Genomic DNA, 20,930 nt, shown 5'->3' on the forward strand with positions numbered 1-20,930 from the left:
CAACTATTATAATGTCATTTAGCAATGTAATTTAAATTAAATTAAATTCTATTACTATTAATTAAAAGTATTAGATATTTAAATAAAAATTAATATTATTATTTGTTTTTAACAAATCGAATATTTACTGATGAATGTATATAAATTAATTAATTCACCACTCTAAATATTGTTGATAGTTTTTGCTATCATATAAATTATAAGATAAACTTTAAATAATCGTTTAAGCTGTCACGCACTATTTTTCTTTGTTAAGACGTCAGTCTTATTTTTTGTTGATCTTTTAAATGTTTTTCACTAAACTGAAAGAAAAGTTGTTAATGAGTCTTAGTATTCTGAGTGCAATTATGATAAATTAGTAGATATAAATCCTAAGGAAAGGCAATTCTAATACATGTTTAATAATGTAAATGATTATTTTCCTTAATTAGTGATTGATTATAAAATACCTGTCTAATGTAGACTTTAGCAAAAAGATAACATTTAAAATTTTTTTAATCTTATTATTAATAATTATTTTATTACTGCTTAACAATAATCTTCTCATTCTCAACATCTAATGTTATGATTTTACCTGGAACTAATTTACCAGACAATATTTCTTGAGCTAGTAAATTTTCTATTTTTTGCTGGATAGCACGTTTCAACGGACGTGCACCAAATACTGGATCAAATCCTGCTTCACTAATTTTATCTAATGCGTTTGGTGTTGCTATAATTTCAAATCCATGCTCTTCAAGACGTTTATATAAGCGACGAAGTTGAATATTTGCAATATTGGCAATATGTTTTTTTCCTAATGGATGGAAGACTACCACTTCATCAATACGATTAATAAATTCAGGTCTAAAGCTATGTATTACCACATCCATCACCATATCTTTTATTTCTGCATAAGTAATCACTCCAAAACGTTCTTGAATTAAATCCGAACCAAGATTTGATGTCATAATTATCAATGTGTTACGAAAATCAACAGTTCTTCCTTGCCCATCAGTTAAACGCCCATCATCTAAAACCTGAAGAAGAATATTGAAAACTTCAGGGTGCGCTTTTTCAATCTCGTCTAATAAAATTACTGAATAAGGGCGGCGACGAACAGCTTCAGTTAAATACCCCCCTTCTTCGTAACCTACGTAGCCAGGAGGAGCGCCTAGTAAACGAGAAACTGAATGTTTTTCCATAAATTCAGACATATCAAGACGAACCATTGCATTATCACTATCAAACATAAAATTTGCTAGTGCTTTACACAACTCAGTTTTACCTACCCCTGTAGGTCCCAAAAACATAAATGATCCTATTGGACGATTAGGATCTGATAAACCTGCACGACTACGACGTATCGCATTTGAAACTGAAAAGACTGCTTCATCTTGAGCAATTACACGTTGATGTAATTGTTTTTCCATATGTAATAATTTTTTTATTTCACTTTCTAACATACGCGATACGGGAATACCAGTCCAACGAGAAAGGATTTCAGCAATTTCTATATCAGAAACTTTATTACGCAACAATTTCATACTGTTATTTTCTGATTTTGTTGCTAATGCTAGTTTTTTTTCTAACTCAGGAATGCGACCATACTGTAATTCAGACATTTTCGCTAGATCAGTACTACGACGTGCTTTTTCCATTTCATAGCGAACATTTTCTAATTCTGCTTTAATATCTTGTGTACCTGTTAATGAAGCTTTTTCTGTTTTCCACTCGTCTTCTAGTAAAGAAGATTCGTGTTCTTTTTCTAACAATTCTTCTTCGAGCATTTCAAGACGTTTTTTACTTGCATTATCAGATTCTTTTTTTAGTGCTTGCTGCTCCAATTTTAGCTGAATAATACGGCGTTCTAGTCGGTCTAGTGCTTCTGGTTTAGAATCCATTTGCATACGTAAGCTTGCACCTGCTTCATCTATTAAATCGATAGCTTTATCAGGTAACATACGATCAGTGATATAACGGTGTGATAATGTTGCTGCTGCAACAATTGCTGGGTCAGTGATTTGTACATGATGATGTAATTCATAGCGCTCTTTTAATCCACGTAAAATAGCGATAGTATCTTCAATATTTGGCTCTAAAACATACAATTTTTGGAAACGACGCTCTAAGGCAGGATCTTTTTCAATATATTGGCGATATTCATATAGCGTTGTAGCACCAACACAATGTAATTCACCTCGAGCTAATGCAGGTTTTAACATATTACCAGCATCCATGGCTCCATCCGCTTTTCCGGTAGCTACCATTGTATGTAATTCATCAATAAACAAAATGACATTACCTTCCTGTTTAGAAATGTAGTTTAATACACCTTTCAAACGTTCTTCAAACTCACCACGATATTTTGCACCTGCTATCAAAGATCCCATATCAAGAGATAAAACACGTTTATTTTTTAGCCCTTCAGGTACTTCACCGTTCACAATTCTTTGTGCAAGCCCTTCAATAATAGCTGTTTTTCCAACTCCAGGTTCACCAATAAGTACAGGGTTATTTTTTGTACGACGTTGCAATATCTGAATAGTACGACGAATTTCTTCATCACGACCAACAACTGGATCTAGTTTACATTGTTCAGCACGTTCTGTTAGATCAACAGTAAATTTTTTTAACGCTTGACGTTGGTCTTCAACATTTTGATCGTTTACTTTTTCTCCATCACGCATATTTTCTATTGCCTTATTTAAATTAGTTTTATTCACACCTGATGCTTTAAGCATATCTGAAAGAGATGTATTAGATTCTAAAATTACGAGAAGAAACAATTCAGAAGCAATGAATGCATCCCCTTGTTTTTTTGCTAATTGATCACATAGATTTAAATGTAGAATGAAATCACTTGATGGTTTTACATCTCCAGTATTACCTTTTACTTGAGGTAAACGAGCAAGTGCATCTCTAATTTTTTGTTGAAACTGGACTGTATTTACACCGATTTTAGTTAAAACTAATCGAATCGATCCAGTTTCTTGATTAAACAGTGCACTTAATAAATGAATAGGTTCTAGAAATTGATTCTTGTTCTGAAAAGCCAACAACTGCGAATCAGAAAGAGCTTCCTGGAATTTATTAGTAAAGCGATCTAAGTGCATAATACCTCCACTGGGAATAATATAAAACTTTGCATGCTAAAAATAAGGTCTATTTTTAGTTATTCAAGTTTAAGATGTAATTATTTTTTTTATATACGTTTTTCGTAATACATTTCTAATAATTAGTATTTATATCAATGGAATTATACGTACTATCTTAAACTGACAATGATAGAAAAAGCATTGATTTTCAATTACTGTACACAATAACATTTTAAATAAATAAAAATTAATTTCTTATATTGTATTAGTGAATAAATGGATTTTTACTAGAAATTGATCACCATGAATAATAAAAATGCACTTGTTCAAGTCATTAAAAATACATCTCTTACCTTCGTACTAAATGAAAATTTTATACATGCACTCGAGAGTTAAATAGAGTTAGCATGGCATTATTCTAACAACAGAATAAAAAGATGCAATTTTAATACTATTTTACTAAAAAATAGAAATAAAATAAATAATTTATTGAAATAATCGTACAAACTCATACCGTAAATTAATAAAATTATATTACTCTATATATTTTAGAATATTGACTTTTAAACCTCACGCAAAAGTATGATAAATTTATTTAAGTGAGAACAGGTTTTATGAGTATATCACTAAAACTAGTAACACTTTGAAGATTACATGATTAAAATTATTGGTCTCTCATATTTTAATATATTTTCAGATACTGAATAGTTAAAAGAATCAATTAATTTATCATTAATTCAATTATTTTTATGTAATTGAAAGTCCGCTTTTAAAGCGCTGATTAGTTCAATCATATCATTAGGTAAAGTTGCATTCCACTTCATTTGAATTCCTGAAATAGGATGATATAAACGTAACATTGTTGCGTGAAGAGCAGGACGATCAAATTTATCAATGATCTTAAAGCATGCATCACTCACACCTTTGAATGAACAAGAACGTTTATTATAGAGTGAGTCGCCAATGAGTGGATGATGAATATGCGCCATATGTACTCGAATTTGGTGAGTGCGACCTGTTTCTAAACGTACACGCAAATGTGTATGGTCTCTAAAATGTTCTATGATCCGATAGTGTGTAATAGCATGTTTTCCCATTGGGTGAATAGCCATACAAGTTCGTTTTATTGGATCCCGCGCAATTGGTTTGTCAATTACCCCCCCAGTAGTCATTCGAAAAACGACAATCGCTTCATATTCACGAGTAATTTCACGTAATTGTAATGATTTTATTAATTGAGTTTGTGCTAGAAAGGTTTTTGCCACAACCATTAGCCCTGTTGTGTCTTTATCGAGACGATGCACAATGCCTGCACGTGGAACATTCACAAGATCAGGGTAATGATAGAGTAGTGCATTCAAAATAGTCTTATCTCTATTTCCTGATCCTGGGTGCACAACCAAACCTCGTGTTTTATTAATAACAAGAATCTCTTTATCTTCATAAATCACATTAAGGGGAATATTTTGCGGCTCCCAACTATTATTCTTTTCAATCAATGCATAAATTAAAATTTTTTCCCCACCTAAAACTTTTTTTTTGGTTTATTGATTATTTTTCCATTAATCTGCACTCTATAATCTAAAATCCACTTTTTAATATCTGATCGTGAATAATCAGGAAACAATTTTGCTAAAGCTTGATCCAAACGCTCACCAAGCTGTGATTCAAAAACAGTCGCATTAAGTTTGATTTGTTGAGCCATAAATTTATCTACTTTTAGTATTTTCATTGTCACCAGAAGTTTGGTTTATTTAAAATAAATATTATTGCAAATTAATTTTTCTACTAAAAGATCTTTTCTACTAAAAGATCTAAGTATAATAGTATTCCTTAAAAATATTGATGAGGATAATTACACATAATGAAACGTATTAATTATATAATGACAACTATCACGTTAAGCTTAGCGCTCACTGCATGCTCTAGTAATAACGACGTAATCACTGACAAAACACCGCCTCACATAATATATAATATTAGTCAACAAAAATTACAAGATGGAAACTACAAAGAAGCTATTAAACAATTGGAAGTGCTAAATAATAGTTACCCATTTGGTCCTTACGCTCAGCAAGTACAGGTAGACCTAATTTATGCTTATTATAAGTCAGCAGATATGCTAATGGCAATAGCGACAATTAACCGTTTTATGCGTTTTAATCCAACTCACCCTAACATTGATTATGTGCTATATATGCATGGCTTATCAGCAATGGCTTTAGATGACAGTGCACTGCAAGACTTCTTTGACATAGACCGTTCAGATCGTGACCCTCAACACGCTCAAGTAGCCTTCAAGGATTTTAGTCAATTGACACGCTACTATCCTAATAGTTTTTATGCAAATGATGCTAATAAACGACTTATTTATTTAAAAAATCGTTTATCAAAATTCGATTTTTCTATTGTTAAATATTATAACAATCGTCGCGCTTATGTTGCAGTAGTCAATCGTGTAAAACAAATGCTTCAAGACTACTCAGATACAAAATCAACTCATAATGCATTGAAATATATGCAAATAGCTTATAATAAAATGGGATTAAACATAGAAGCCAATAAGATTTCAAATCTTATTTCTGCAAATGCTAACTAATGTACAACCGAACATATAAAGACAGCTTAAGCTGCTTTTATATGTTCATTTAATTAAAATATGAAATATTACTTTTATTAATAATTAGTCGATGTGAGTAAGTTTATGTTAATGTCTATTAAGTATTATATAATTTAAAAAATCTATTTTAAATACAAAAACTAAAGTAAGATATTTAAATACTTATATAATTTTTCACATTTAGCTGCATAGTCTCCACGAACTTAATAAACAGAAAACTACACAGTGATTAACTATTATACTAAAAGTATTACAAGCATTATAATTCTATCTAAACTGTTATATTTATTGTATAAATATACTATTTAAAAATATTTAACTATATCATTGCCATTTATTAACTGATGTTATTTTTATGTAGTAATTTTCCTAAATGTTAACCAATATCTAGCTACCTTTTTTATTATTCAAATTTTAACCTTCACTAGTATTACGTAAATAACACTCAACGTTACTACGATGTTTTTGGATAATGAATCTATTTTCATTAGAAGAATAGATGATTTAAGTAAGTCATATCCGCATTATGCAATCAGTATTGCATTAGCTCTTTCCTAATGATCAATCTTCATTTAAATGATAACATTTCTTTTATTGAGATATATTATGATATTTAATAAAATTTCCCTAAATATATATTGTCAACATAGTTAAAAAGTGCATTAAAGTAAAATACTGTTACATGTTTCATGTAATGTTAGAATTAACAAATTATTCTACTAGAAAAACTTAATAATATGAAATCTCTCAAGAAAAAAATTCTGTGAGCTTTAAAAAATCATTTGTTTTATACACAACGATTATCTTAAATGTACTATGCGTGGATATTTCATAAAAATTTAGAATATTTTAAATATCGTATTTAAAATCAGTCTGATATGTCATCCTCTTACAAAATATATTTATTATTACTATAAGTAAATGCAATCTCACATTCATATAATTTACAGCACTTTAATTGCCAAACATAATCTACTATATAGTAAGCGTTGCTTAGAAAAGTTGATCTAGTAGTATCAAACCACAATATACAAATCTTCTTCTACAGTCCTTGATAAGTCGATATACTAAAATTTAGCGATATTGCACTTTATCGCGATACATTAAAACTTCTGAGTCAGTCGTTCTTATAATAAAAAACAATACAGGATTATTTACTGAAAAAAATCTATTATTTTCACGAATAAAGAGAGGTAGTCCTAGCACTGAACAAATTAAATAAAATAGTATATAATAACTTTTATGTCTGATTCTATCATAAGAAATGAGTTACACATTGGATATTATCGATATAGTCTGTTAGACTTACGAATAGTTGTTTAGAAATTATTTCATTTATTAATCTTGTAATTCTGAAGATTAGTACAGTTTACTTTCTAATCGGAGGTTATTTAAGTTACGATATCTTAAGGTATATTATGCAACAGTATATTAAGTATAGATAAGCTAAAAATGGATCAAACTTAGATACTCTGAATCGAAGAAAACATGCTTAAGTTATATTTATACCTTGTAAAGTCTTACAAGGGAGAGTTAGCATTTTACAACGAAAGATTAATCATTATGACGACAACAAAGATTTTATTTATTACTTAACGATCTACGTAATGATTACTCAAAAAAGGAGTTAATGTTATCAAAAAAAATTTTAATATGCATGGTCTGTGAAGTGACGTAGTATCAGATTTAATTTTTACAGATTAATGATAGGCTGCCAAAAATAATATTAACCTCTGACTATTAACTTTTTATTTGTTCAATAAACATTTCAATTAATTCTCAATAATAATGTGAATGATTGTTCTACAAGGGGTTTTATCTTTTACTTTGATTAAGTAGAAATCACTATAGAAATTATAATGTTCATTTATATAGTAAAGAATCAAGATTAAGATCTTGAAAAATGTGTGCTGTTTTTATTGTTGTTTATTTAATAAAAGTCCGGGTAGTTGTTTGCAAAAAAAACTGCCAATTCAAAACATAAAGATACTTTCAGAACATATTTAAACACTTTATAATCATAATCATAATAGACATATTTTAATTTCACTCGCATACAAGAATACTATATTTTCTCAGTTACTTTTTGAATTGGAGCATTTATCAGAGTTGACACTATTAATAATCTCAACAATTCATGTTCCAGTTTTTAGCTTGATATTAGGATAAATATGAGTAAAAGCACTGCTGAGATTCGTCAAGCGTTTCTTGACTTTTTTCATACAAAAGGTCATCAGGTGATAAAGAGTAGTTCGCTAGTGTCAAAAAATGACCCAACTTTATTGTTTACGAATGCAGGAATGAATCAGTTTAAAGATATATTTCTTGGTTTAGATAAAATAGTATATTCTCGAGCTGCAACCGCACAAAGATGCGTGCGAGCAGGTGGTAAACATAATGATTTAGAAAACGTAGGCTATACTAACCGCCATCATACATTTTTTGAAATGCTAGGAAACTTTAGCTTTGGTGATTATTTTAAGCATGATGCAATCAACTTCGCTTGGGAACTACTAACAAGCCAGAAATGGTTTAGCTTACCAAAAGAAAAATTATGTGTCACAGTTTATAAAAATGATAATGAATCGTATGAAATTTGGAACAAAGAAATCGGTATTCCACTCGAACGCATTATCCGCATTGGTGATAAAAAAGATGTACCTTATATATCTGATAATTTCTGGAAGATGGGAGATACCGGTCCATGTGGTCCATGTTCAGAAATTTTCTTTGATAATGGCGATGATATTTATGGAGGACCTCCTGGGAGTTTAGAGGAAAATGGTGATCGTTATATTGAAATCTGGAATATTGTTTTCATGCAATTCAATCATCAATCTAATGGTAACATGACACCATTACCCATACAATCTGTTGATACAGGCATGGGGCTCGAACGTATTGCTTCAATCTTGCAACATGTTAAGTCTAATTATGATATAGATATCTTCCATTATTTAATTATAGAAATAAACAATATCATAGGTTCAAATGACGCGTCTAATAAATCACTTCGAGTTATTGCAGATCATATTCGATCTTGTGCATTCCTCATTAGTGAAGGTGTTATCCCTTCACATGAAGGTAGAGGTTATGTTCTTCGTCGGATTATTCGTCGTGCTATTCGTCATGGTTATATACTGGGCGCAAAGGATAGCTTCTTCCACAAACTGGTTTCGCCACTCATTAAAGTTATGGGGTCAACCGCAACTGATCTACAAGATCAACAAGTTAATATTGAAACAATCTTAAAGAAAGAAGAAGAGCAGTTTTCTCGAACATTAGCATGTGGACTTCAAATATTAGATAAAGAGTTAACCTTACTTAAAGGTGATACGCTAGAAGGTGAAACAGTATTTCGTTTATATGATAGTTATGGTTTTCCAATTGATTTAACAATGGAAGTGTGTCATGAACAGAATATTAAAATTGATAAAAAAGGCTTCGATCAAGCCATGGAAGATCAGCGTCGTCGTGCTAGAAAATCTAGTCACTTTACCACTGATTATAATACATTAATTAAAATCAAAGAATGCAGCGAATTTTTAGGATATGCTAACAATAAACAGTTAGCAACTATCACAGCTCTTTATAAAAATGGTCACCTAGTTAATTCTTTGCAATCTGGAGAAAAAGGCCTCGTCATTCTTGATAAAACAGTATTTTATGCAGAATCAGGTGGTCAAGTTGGTGATACAGGCGTTCTATGTAATGATAGTGGTAGATTCATTGTCACAGACACTCAACAATATAGTCAAGCTATTGGTCATATAGGTCAAGTAAAATCAGGTATATTATTTACCAACCATAGTATTGTTGCGAAAATTAATGTAGAAAGACGTGAGGCTATTCGTTTAAATCACTCTGCGACTCATTTATTACACACCACACTGCGTCAAGTTCTTGGTGGGCATGTATCACAAAAAAGCTCTTTAGTACATGAGCAATATTTCCGTTTTGATTTTTCACATTTTGAAAAAATAACACCACCACAACTGCATAAAATTGAAAATATTGTCAACGCACAAATTCGTAAGAATATGCTAATCAAAACGGAGATTATGAATTTAGAATGTGCAAAATCGAAAGGTGCAATAGCATTATTTAGTGAAAAATATGCAGAACGTGTACGTGTTTTAATTATAGGTAGTTTTTCTATTGAGTTATGTGGTGGCACTCATGCTAACCGCACTGGAGACATTGGTTTATTTCATATTCTAAGTGACGTAGGAGTCGCTTCTGGCGTACGTCGTATAGAAGCGATAACAGGTGCATATGCTATTGAAAAAATACATAATCAATTAGATCAGTTAATGACTATTTCTCATTTAATGAAAGGAAATGTTTCTGACTTAGCTAAAAAAGTAAAATCTATGTTAAATAAATCTCGCGAATTAGAAAAAGAAATTTTACAACTAAAAAATCAACAAGCATCACAACAAAGTATTTTACTAACTAGTCAAGCAAAAGATATTAAAGGAGTGAAATTACTTGTTAGTCAACTTAACAATACAGAACTTAAGAATTTAAGAGAAATAGTTGATAAACTTAAAAGTCAGCTACACTCTGCTGTTATTGTTCTTTCCACAGTTAATGATGAGAAAGTCAGTATAATTGTTGGTGTAACTAATAATTTAACAACTAAAATAAAAGCATGTGATTTAATATCTTATGTTGCACAGCAAATAGATGGTAACGGTGGCGGTCGTCCTGATATGGCACAAGCTGGAGGTACAAATGTAAGCGCCTTACCAATTGCCATGATCAGTGTAGAAAAATGGGTAAGCTCAAAGCTATAAAAACTTCACAAAATTACTTTTATACCTTGAAGTAATTGTTCTTGTTAAAACACAATTAATATATGATATGTAATATTATCATTTTTAGTTATATAAATAAAATTACATCTTTGATGATATTAAAGATGTAGGTGTGTTATATTATTGCTTCACGTTTTCACAGTGTGTAATGGACAAGAACAAGTGGCAAGTTAAAGACTTGACTTTTTTTAATATTTCAAGGAGAAAAGAATGCTTATTCTGACTCGTCGGGTAGGTGAAACACTGATGATAGGCGATGAGATAACAGTAACGATACTGGGAGTAAAAGGAAATCAAGTACGTATTGGTATTAACGCCCCAATAGAAGTTTCTGTTCACCGTGAAGAAATTTATCAACGAATCCAAGATGAAAAGATTCAACCAGGTAATCAATAATTATGCATAAGCGTCCAATTCTTGAGTTATGTAATAAAGAAGGGCGCTTGTCTTTGATATTTTAATTCTTGAGAAATCTTTCAGATTCTCTCTTGAATTAAGATTATTATTAACTTTTTCTGAGATTTATAGTTGTTATGTCGCTTTTATTTTTATCGATTTTATTCATATTTTAAAACATTTTTAATTAACTTTAACTTTCTGAAGTTTTTTATAAAAGCGTATTGTATAAAATACTATTTTATAATTAATTTCATTATTTATAATTTATATATAACAATCTTTTATTTTATAAAAGATTTATTTTATTATTGATTTTTATGTATCTTAAAGAGATATTATCAATAATAATAATCATTACAAAATTTATAATTTTAATAATGATTGTAGAGAAAAAATTTATGATTTAATTAGTATTATCGTATAATACTATTTTAAAATAGTAAGATACGCACTATGCTGTTATTTTATAATCATAGTAGTATAAAAAAATAGATTAATATTTATTCATTATTTTATTTTTAAGATAGTTAGTAATTCACCTAAAATAAACTAAGCGATTATTTTCACTATATTTACTATGTTATTATAACGAATATCTTTACTAGATTAATTCATTTGTTTTTAAATATTTTAAGAAATTATTCAATAAATTTGCAAGTAATAAATAAAATTTATATTCACTTTAAGGTCAATACATAACAAAATATATTAAAATTATTCGTAATCCGAGCAATAATTGATATGCATGAAACGAATGATTTAGAATGCAAATGATTAATTAATATTTATAATATCTTTAGTATTTTCTTCGAAATGACAAGACCCTAAACATTAGGTTAAAACCTGAAAATCAGGTGCTAAAATATTTTGCACTATTCTTTTTCATTCACTGACTTTTTAATAATTTATCTATAGACATTTCAAAACTTAATATTTGAAGGTGATATTAAATGTTACAGTTCATTACGTTGCATTATTTTAACGAATAAAGCGAATATATACTCAATAGTATCTAGTAATCCTTTTTTCTTATAATCATTACTATTCTTTAACAAACATTTAAAAAAGCAAATGATTTTTTGCAGTATCTGTTATTAGTGCTATCAGCTATTAGGGATACAAATAATGCTTAGCCGTATTATAGTAAATGCTCATCACATTATTATAGCGTTTTAGCTAGCTTCACATCATTCTAATTCTTTTATTGTGCGTCAATAATATACATTTCTTTTCTAAGAAACGATTCCGTACATCTGTTATTGACAGTAGCTATTGAGGGTATATAATAGTTTAAAGAACAATTTATACACATCAAGTTATCCAAAAGACATTTGTATTTTAAATTACTTGAACACTAATGCAACATATTCAAATATTATTTGCGTATGATCATAGATATAGACCTTTGTTCAATCAAACATATGATCACAGTTGATTTTAAATCATTCTGAATAAACTTTTAGATACATTTATTTTATATAATAAAGATAATATAAGTTATTTTGTAAAATAGTTCGTAAAAATTATTATAAGAATAATATTGCTCTACGAGAACAACTATCCGACTGTTTTATTATTTTCTTTAAAAGAAATATATAAAATAAAATAATGTAAACACACCATGTTATCATATATAAATGCATATTTATCACTACCGTTTTTATTTGAAAATATTATCTATATAAATAAAAAATTTATACATAATATTAAGGTAACATGACACTAATTTTAGTGCATAAGCCTATTAACTTTGACGATTATCATAAGATAATACATATAAAATAGATTTTAAAGTTTTATTTTTAAGCTCGTGGTCAATAAATGAAATCTAAAAATATGTCATAATATGAATATAAAAAGCACAACATAACTAAATAATACCTACCACTATATATATCATGTTAATGTCACTAGACAGCCCTATAGACAGCCCCATGAGTAATACACTTAGATAACACAATAACTTCATTACGTTAACTTAATGATCAAAATGTATAAATAATAGGTGCTCAACTACTACCACTGAGGTAGTATATAGAAAAAATGACATACTAATAAATATTGAATCTTAATATAATAATATTAGATTATAAACTAGTCCGTTCACATCATAAAAAGTAACTTGAACTTTATTATATAATTAAATATTTAATAATAGTAGTAAATCAGAAAACTATTTTTATATAAGTTTCTTATGAAGAAAATCCGACATAATCAAAAATAAAATAACTATACATCTACAAATTATTATAATTATAAATACGGCATAATTATCCTGTTACTATTTATTACAGCTAAAGAATAAACGAATAATATAAACTGTAAAACTCTTTATTACAACTATTTATATTGTTAAGAAACATTTTTTAAACTACATTTCAGTCTATTTAGAACTTATTACATATTAGAGAATATTATTGTGTTGTTAGTTGACAGAAAAACACAAAATTCTACATTGACAAACTTACAAGTAGAAATTAAAATACCCCTCATTATTAGTTAGGAGGTTCAACGAGTTTTTTCACGCCAACTAAATAAACATTCAATAAATTAATGTTTGAACATTACATTGAAAGTATAATTTTGCGATTATAAAATTGCACACAGTGTGTTATATACACTATCTGAAAATATTTTAAATTTCTATAGCTAGTATTTATTAATAATATACTTTATATATAAAGTAATTTTGTAGTACAAAATTATAGTTATTAAGATCATTTTTTATAAATAATATTTTATACGTTACATTATACTTTCATAGCATATACCTTGATTGTTTATCGAGATATATAGCTTTATGTTGTATAACTTATACTCGCATAATAAGATTTTCATGAACTGTCGAACGCATGTATATGTACTCTTAGTTCTTTTCACATCGATCATCATAAAATTTTCTCAAGGTTTGAAGATTACCTAAATAAGTTTCGTGAACTAAATTGTAACGTTTTATCTAAAAAGATAAATTTTTAATATTTCTCTGTCTAAGAGTTTACAATATTATATATATCACTCTTTCTGAGAAAATTACTTGGAAGTATATTAGTAATAAAATATTTCATAAATATACAACTATGTACAAAATACCTGATATATAAACGTTTCAGTATATATTTTATCTACTCAGTTAAACAATACCATGTATAGAATTTATAAGATTATTAAGTTCGGAAATGATTTTTATTTTAGATATTTTTAAATTAACGCTTAATAAAAAGAAGAGGTCATTGTTAATGATAGCATATTGCACTAAAGACTTTACCATTTCTTTTAGTTATAATAATTATAAATAATGTAATAATTATATTATTAATATATTTATTTAATACAACTATTAAGCGATTATGCTTTATCAGTATTAAAATTACATGTAATTTTAATAGTAAACCCATAAATAGAACTGAGCTAAGACATATGTTTGATAATTTAACTGACAGACTATCGCGCACTGTACGCAACATCAGTGGACTCGGCCGTATGACTGATGATAATCTTAAAGACACATTACGTGAAGTGCGTATGGCTTTACTGGAAGCGGATGTTGCGCTCCCTGTTATTCATGAATTTATTCAAAAAGTCAAAGAGAGTTCTGTTGGACAAAATATAAATAAAAGCTTAACACCTGGGCAAACATTTATCAAGATCGTTCAAAAAGAACTCTCAAAAACAATGGGTGCAAAAAATTCTCAGCTTAACCTATATACACAACCACCCGCTGCCATCTTGATAACTGGCTTACAAGGTTCAGGTAAAACGACTAGTGTTGCAAAACTTGGTAAACTATTAAAAGAAAATCATAAGAAAAAAATTTTAGTTGTTTCTACTGATGTTTATCGTCCTGCAGCAATTAAACAATTAGATACATTAGCAACAATCGCAGGGATTGATTTCTTTCCATCAAATACAAAAGAAAAACCAGAGGTTATTGTTCAAAAAGCGTTAAAACATGCAAAATTACAATTGTATGACGTACTCTTAGTTGATACAGCAGGGCGTTTACATATTGATGAAACCATGATGAATGAAATTAAAGGGATACATCGTATAATTAATCCAATTGAAACACTATTTGTGATTGATGCTATGACAGGTCAAGATGCGTTCAATATAGCTAAAGCATTTGATGCAGCATTACCTCTTACTGGTTTTGTATTGACAAAAGTTGATGGCGACGCTCGTGGTGGCGCAGCTTTATCTATGCGAGCTATTACTGGAAAACCAATTAAATTTTTAGGAGTTGGTGAAAAAACTGATGCTATAGAACCTTTTTATCCCGATCGTCTTTCTGCTCGTATTTTAGGTATGGGAGATGTATTATCTCTTATAGAAGAAATTGAACATAAAGTTAAGAATAATAAAACAAACAATCTAACTAAAAAATTAAAAACTGGCTACAATTTTGATTTAAATGATTTTTTAAATCAGTTACAACAAATGCGTAATGTCGGAGGTATGGCAAGTATAATAAAAAAAATACCTAGAGTTTCTCAAGTTTCAAGTACTGTGAAACCTCCAATCGATGATACAATTACGATCCGAATGGAAGCGATTATTAATTCTATGACACGTCAAGAACGCGAAAAACCTGAAATTATCAAAGGTTCTCGTAAGCGTCGTATTGCTGCAGGTTCTGGTACAAATGTACAGGAAGTGAACCGTCTTTTAAAACAGTTTAATACAATGCAATGCATGATAAAAAAAATAAAAAAAGGTGGTTTTGCTAAAATGATGCATAATATGAAAGGAATAATACCAACAAAATTTTTAGAACGTTAAGAAGAGATGCTATAAAATAGATAGATTTTAATTGATTTTTACATAAAAATGAGTCACATTGTTGAGTTTTTATATTATAACAAGACTTTATCTCTCTGCAAAGTCCAGTTGTTTTATAAACTAATAAGGATTATGTTATGGTAATAATTCGTTTATCTCGTGGCGGCGCAAAAAAGCGTCCATTTTACCAAATTGTTGTAACAGATAGTCGTAACCCACGTGACGGTCGTTTTATCGAACGTATCGGTTTTTTTAACCCAATTGCTTCAGGTCAAGCAGAGGTATTACGTTTAGATTTATCTCGTATCGAACATTGGATTGCACTTGGAGCAACTGCCTCTGATCGTGTAATGCGATTAGTCAAACAAGCCAAAAAGTAACTTAAACGATCACAAATAGTCACTATGAGTAAACAAACAAATCTAGTAACTCCTGTCAATCCAATGATTTTAGGTAAATTAGGCTCTGCATACGGAATTCATGGTTGGCTTAAAGTATTTTCATTTACTGAGCGTCCTGAGAGTATTTTTTTCTACCAACCTTGTTTTATTTATAGTGCAGGTCAATGGAAACATATTAAATTAATAGATTGGAAACATCATAATAAAAATATTATTGTTAAATTGAGTACAGTTAATAATCGGGAACAAGCAATACGCTTCACTAATTTTGATATTATTATTGATAGTATACAACTTCCTAAGTTAGGTAATAATGAGTATTACTGGAAAGATCTTATAGGCTGTCATGTAGTAACATTACAAGGATATGATCTTGGTTCTATTGTTGATATGATAAAAACAGGTTCAAATGATGTAATGGTAATTAATACAAATTTAAAAGATATGTTTGGTATCCAGGAACGATTAATTCCTTTTCTGCATGGACGAGTAATCCAAAAAGTTGATCTCTCTTTTAAACTGGTTGAAGTAAATTGGGATCCTAGTTTTTAAATTTCGAATGAAATAACTTTTTTGAATAATTTTAATTAATGGAACTGCATGATGTGGATTGGTATAATTAGCCTGTTTCCGGAAATGTTTCAAGCAATTACTCACTACGGAATAACTAGTCGGGCAGTAAAAAATAGTTTGTTGTCTATTGATTTTTGGAATCCGAGAGATTTTACTCACAATAAACACAAAAAAGTCGATGATCGTCCATATGGTGGTGGACCAGGAATGCTGCTGATGGTACAACCTTTAAAAATAGCTCTTAACACAGCAAAAGCTAAGGCAGGTGAAAGTGTTACAGTTATTTATCTATCACCTCAGGGGCGTAAATTAACTCAAGACAGTGTGTGTCAACTAGTAAAAAATGAAAAGTTAATTTTAGTGTGTGGCCGATATGAAGGGATAGATGAACGAATAATTCAAACTGAAATTGATGAAGAATGGTCAATCGGTGATTATGTTCTTAGTGGTGGAGAACTTCCTGCAATGGTATTAATAGACTTACTCACCCGGTATATACCAGGTGTTTTAGGCCATGAATCTTCTGCTAACGAAGATTCTTTTGTGGATGGTTTATTAGAGTGCCCTCACTATACCCGACCTAAAGTCTTCGATGGAATGCAAGTTCCTGATGTTTTATTATCTGGACATCATACAAAAATTAATAATTGGCGTATAAAACAATCACTTGGCCGTACTTGGCTTCGCAGACCTGATCTTCTAGAAAGTCTGTCTCTAACTGACACACAAAAGATACTGCTATCTGAGTTTCAATATGAATATCAGTTTATACAATAAAGAAATTACAAAATTAAAATAGTGATTGAAATGTATATTAGTTTAACTAGAGCAAAATAATTATTATGAGTAATTTTATTAAACAACTTGAACAAGATCAGCTTAGGCAGGATTTACCTTCATTTCGTCCAGGTGATACTGTAGAAATTAAAGTATGGGTTGTCGAAGGATCTAAAAAACGTCTACAAGCGTTTGAGGGAGTAATTATTGCAATTCGCAATCGTGGTTTGCACTCTGCTTTTACTGTTCGTAAAATTTCTAATGGCGAAGGTGTTGAGCGTGTATTTCAAATTCACTCTCCAGTATTAGATAGTATTGTCGTAAAACGTCTTGGAGCTGTTCGTAGAGCTAAGCTATACTACTTGCGTGCTCTTTCTGGCAAAGCAGCTCGTATCAAAGAACGTTTAAAACCAAAGTCTTGAGCTAAGAGGGCTCATATACATGAGCCTTTTAACTTATCATATTTATTAAAATTTTATATTTTAATACAGTGTATACGAATATTAAATATTTATCACTATTAATTCATTTTTTACGTTATTGAATTTTAGAAATATTTCAGTTAATTTCGATGAAATTAAGTTAATTCTTGAAAGTGTTATTTTAATATTAAAATACTTTACATCATTGTTTCATTTAAAAAAATTATACCTTAATTTATAGGTATAAACGATTTTATGAGTGAATGGTTAGTTTATGTATATTCATTGCTATAGTAATAAAAATTTATGAGTATCACTTTACAAAATAGCTCATTTTATTACGCTTTATATCAGTATGCTATCTCTTAATATTTGAAATATATAATATATTTTGATAATTTTTCAATTAATATATTCAATATTTATAAACTTATTATAATAATATATAAAAGAAATTAATGAAAATATCATTCATATAACATCAAAAATGTTAATTTAATTTATTAATGTATAACATTTATTTATAAAATAAATAAACAATACTCTCTTATATTTTAAATACATTAATTAATAAAATACGTATATTTTTTAATAGTACTAATTATTAGTAGATGTCAATTATCTATATATTTACCCATTTTCAACATCCAGCATGTCTATATAAATAATCTTCAAAACTTTCTGTGTTATTTCTTTCAATGATATATTGTTTTTTTATAGAGTCCAAGCGCGCTTCTTCAAATTGAGCTGCAGTAATCACATCATACGGCTCTTTCACTAATTGTTCATAATATTTCTCAGCCATTTCTAAACCATAACTAGTGATACCTTGATGAAGTATTTGATCCATAACGAGCGCAGAATAAGTCAACTCCGGTTTTTCTAACATAGAAAAAAACTGATAACAAACGTCTTGATACTTTGCATCACCAAAACCATCAAGTACTTCTGCAATGCGGATTAAGTCTTGAAATAACTGGTATCCTATTTCAATAAAGGGTTGCATTTTTTTACCATATCCAAGACTAATGACTTGTCCAGGTTTACGCCCTTCCAAAACAATTCGGTTCCAATTTCGGCGACTATCACATAATTCTTGAGAAGTCATTTTTGGTGCATCTGTTAATAAACACCAAATTAAAAATAGATCTAAAAAATGTATTTGAGTTTCATCAATACCAATCGCACTAAAAGGGTTAATGTCCAATGAGCGTACTTCTATATATTCAATCCCACTCAGCCACAAAGCATTTAATGGAGATTCATCATCTTTTGGTAATCGTTTAGGACGTATTGGTGCATACAGTTCATTTACAATTTGTAAGATATTTTTATTCAATTGAATGTATTGACCCTTACTTTTAAGGCCAAGCTGAGAAAACTCTTTAGACGGTTTATAAATAGCTTGATTCAAGCTAGTCACATAGCTATTGAAATCATTAAATATAATATTCAAATCGTTCTGAGAATTGTTAGTATAACCTAAATCACTCATTCTTAATGAAGTCGCATATGGCAAATAATAAGTATTACCCTTTGTCTTATTAAAGATTAATGTAGTCTTCTTATTTTTCAGGAATGAACCACAAATTGCGGGAGAGGCTCCAAATAAGTAAGGAATAACCCAACCAAAACGGTAATAGTTTCTTATAAGACACAAATAACTATTAGAAATTTTAACTTTGCCACTTTCTACATCTTTCACTCCTGCCCACGCTTGCCAAAACTCAATGGGTAATGAGAAATTATAATGAACACCGGCAATAGTTTGTACTAAAGCACCATAACGATTTTTTAATCCCTCACGGTATAAATTTTTAAATCGACCGAGATTTGATTTTCCATATTGAGCAACTGTAATTTTATCCTCATTTTTAATAACACAAGGCATACTCAATGGCCACATCTTTTCATGATCAAGATGACGTGCTGTATAGCGGTGTAAATCTTTTAGAAAAGCTAAACTATATCTGATATTTTTATCTACTGGAGTAATAAACTCTAGTAAAGACTCAGCAAAGTCTGTCGTAATCCACTTATGAGTTAATGCTTTTCCTAATTCTTTCGGATGTAAGGTTTTTGTAATCAAACCTTCCGAAGTCACTCGTAATGTTTCACGTTCAATACCATGTTGAATACCATTCAATATCTCAGGGTTTCTTTTTAACCATGCAAGGTTTTTAGATATGTTCGGGATCAAATCGACCTCTCATCTTTAATATAGTTTTATATTAATAAAAAAGAATATCTAGCATAAATTAAAGAATTTTCTATTTCTAGATATGTTTGTCCATAATCAAAATACCGCATAATATTTAATAGAGATATATATAAAGACATAAAATAACATCCCCTCAAATTGAGGGGATGTTTGTTTTTTTGTGCATCCGGAAGGATTTGAACCTCCGACCGCTCGGTTCGTAGCCGAGTGCTCTATCCAGCTGAGCTACGGATGCAATATTCTAACATGGCGGTGAGGGAGGGGTTCGAACCCTCGATGCAGCTTTTAACCGCATGCTCACTTAGCAGGGGAGCGCCTTCAGCCTCTCGGCCACCTCACCATTTTAGTAATATACAATTTGTTTTAGTCTCTCGACTTTATATTTCGCACATATTACTTTCCCAACATCAGAAGTCAAATAATTTTTCTAAACTTTGATTTTCTATTTATTGTTTACACGTCATCATAAATAAGATAATCAGTTTAATATTTAAAACCGAGTGAGTTTTCATTAGTTTTATCATTTTATCATTAAATGAATTATTATTTAGTAAAACTTAATTTAAACATTTTTTAAAAAATTTTTTCAAAGATTATTATTTTAATTTATTTTCTAAGAATTAAAAAACCAGACATTACTAGATTCATGAAATTGATTGAAAATATTTCAACAAATTTAATATTTCGCTAAAGAATTGAAAATAACAACATAACAAGAAAACTAATTTGTATAAGTATTTTACATACTGTTGCATCTCTGCAACAGTATGTAAAATACAAAGGATCTAAATAATGTACTTATTTAAAATATTATTTATTCCTATTCTCAATTTTAGAAAGG

The 20,930-nt window shown here is 29.4% G+C and carries 10 protein-coding genes, 2 tRNA genes and 1 pseudogene; 8 read left to right on the forward strand and 5 right to left on the reverse strand.

Annotated features, from left to right (window positions below):
* Positions 1–521 precede the first annotated feature (521 nt).
* Both clpB and rluD read right to left on the reverse strand, forming a co-directional pair.
* Positions 522–3,095, reverse strand: a complete 2,574-nt coding sequence (clpB, locus tag GFV14_RS02025) for an ATP-dependent chaperone ClpB (RefSeq protein WP_457914022.1) — start codon at positions 3,093–3,095, stop codon at positions 522–524.
* 719 nt (positions 3,096–3,814) lie between these two features.
* Positions 3,815–4,782 (reverse strand): annotated as a pseudogene (gene rluD / locus GFV14_RS02030) (23S rRNA pseudouridine(1911/1915/1917) synthase RluD).
* A gap of 159 nt (positions 4,783–4,941) precedes the next feature.
* Between rluD and bamD the strand changes: the two are divergent.
* The 8 genes from bamD to rplS all read left to right on the forward strand — a co-directional run bounded on the left by bamD (position 4,942) and on the right by rplS (position 17,868).
* Positions 4,942–5,676, forward strand: a complete 735-nt coding sequence (gene bamD, locus GFV14_RS02035; protein WP_457914023.1) for an outer membrane protein assembly factor BamD — start codon at positions 4,942–4,944, stop codon at positions 5,674–5,676.
* Between the two features lie 2,192 nt (positions 5,677–7,868).
* Positions 7,869–10,496: an alanine--tRNA ligase gene (gene alaS, locus GFV14_RS02040; RefSeq protein WP_457914024.1), complete on the forward strand. Its 2,628-nt coding sequence runs from the start codon at positions 7,869–7,871 to the stop codon at positions 10,494–10,496.
* A gap of 231 nt (positions 10,497–10,727) precedes the next feature.
* Complete coding sequence (gene csrA, locus GFV14_RS02045; protein WP_457914025.1) at positions 10,728–10,913, forward strand: carbon storage regulator CsrA; 186 nt, start codon at positions 10,728–10,730, stop codon at positions 10,911–10,913.
* Positions 10,914–14,333: 3,420 nt separating this feature from the next.
* Positions 14,334–15,695, forward strand: a complete 1,362-nt coding sequence (gene ffh / locus GFV14_RS02050; RefSeq protein WP_457914026.1) for a signal recognition particle protein — start codon at positions 14,334–14,336, stop codon at positions 15,693–15,695.
* A gap of 137 nt (positions 15,696–15,832) precedes the next feature.
* On the forward strand, positions 15,833–16,075 hold the full coding sequence (rpsP, locus tag GFV14_RS02055) for a 30S ribosomal protein S16 (protein WP_457914027.1): 243 nt from the start codon (positions 15,833–15,835) through the stop codon (positions 16,073–16,075).
* Between the two features lie 24 nt (positions 16,076–16,099).
* On the forward strand, positions 16,100–16,648 hold the full coding sequence (rimM, locus tag GFV14_RS02060; RefSeq protein WP_457914028.1) for a ribosome maturation factor RimM: 549 nt from the start codon (positions 16,100–16,102) through the stop codon (positions 16,646–16,648).
* 51 nt (positions 16,649–16,699) lie between these two features.
* Positions 16,700–17,446 carry a tRNA (guanosine(37)-N1)-methyltransferase TrmD gene (trmD, locus tag GFV14_RS02065; RefSeq protein ID WP_457914675.1) on the forward strand — a complete coding sequence of 249 codons (747 nt, stop codon included), beginning with the start codon at positions 16,700–16,702 and terminating at the stop codon, positions 17,444–17,446.
* A gap of 65 nt (positions 17,447–17,511) precedes the next feature.
* Positions 17,512–17,868, forward strand: coding sequence for a 50S ribosomal protein L19 (gene rplS / locus GFV14_RS02070; protein ID WP_457914029.1), 357 nt, complete (start codon positions 17,512–17,514; stop codon positions 17,866–17,868).
* A gap of 640 nt (positions 17,869–18,508) precedes the next feature.
* Here the strand turns inward: rplS and gshA are convergent.
* The 3 genes from gshA to GFV14_RS02085 form a co-directional block, all read right to left on the reverse strand.
* On the reverse strand, positions 18,509–20,068 hold the full coding sequence (gene gshA / locus GFV14_RS02075) for a glutamate--cysteine ligase (RefSeq protein ID WP_457914030.1): 1,560 nt from the start codon (positions 20,066–20,068) through the stop codon (positions 18,509–18,511).
* A gap of 182 nt (positions 20,069–20,250) precedes the next feature.
* Positions 20,251–20,324, reverse strand: a tRNA-Arg gene (locus GFV14_RS02080).
* Positions 20,325–20,336: 12 nt separating this feature from the next.
* Positions 20,337–20,429, reverse strand: a tRNA-Ser gene (locus tag GFV14_RS02085).
* Positions 20,430–20,930: the final 501 nt, after the last annotated feature.

This window comes from Candidatus Hartigia pinicola, assembly GCA_020541205.1.
GTDB classification, from domain to species: Bacteria; Pseudomonadota; Gammaproteobacteria; order Enterobacterales; family Enterobacteriaceae; genus Hartigia; species Hartigia pinicola.

Bases quoted from the DNA above. Each gene is read 5' to 3' on its own strand.
- ffh (WP_457914026.1), top strand. From the start codon at position 14,334: ATGTTTGATAATTTAACTGACAGACTATCGCGCACTGTACGCAACATC.
- rpsP (WP_457914027.1), top strand. From the start codon at position 15,833: ATGGTAATAATTCGTTTATCTCGTGGCGGCGCAAAAAAGCGTCCATTT.
- trmD (WP_457914675.1), top strand. From the start codon at position 16,700: ATGTGGATTGGTATAATTAGCCTGTTTCCGGAAATGTTTCAAGCAATT.
- bamD (WP_457914023.1), top strand. From the start codon at position 4,942: ATGAAACGTATTAATTATATAATGACAACTATCACGTTAAGCTTAGCG.
- rimM (WP_457914028.1), top strand. From the start codon at position 16,100: ATGAGTAAACAAACAAATCTAGTAACTCCTGTCAATCCAATGATTTTA.
- csrA (WP_457914025.1), top strand. From the start codon at position 10,728: ATGCTTATTCTGACTCGTCGGGTAGGTGAAACACTGATGATAGGCGAT.
- alaS (WP_457914024.1), top strand. From the start codon at position 7,869: ATGAGTAAAAGCACTGCTGAGATTCGTCAAGCGTTTCTTGACTTTTTT.
- clpB (WP_457914022.1), bottom strand. From the start codon at position 3,095: ATGCACTTAGATCGCTTTACTAATAAATTCCAGGAAGCTCTTTCTGAT.
- rplS (WP_457914029.1), top strand. From the start codon at position 17,512: ATGAGTAATTTTATTAAACAACTTGAACAAGATCAGCTTAGGCAGGAT.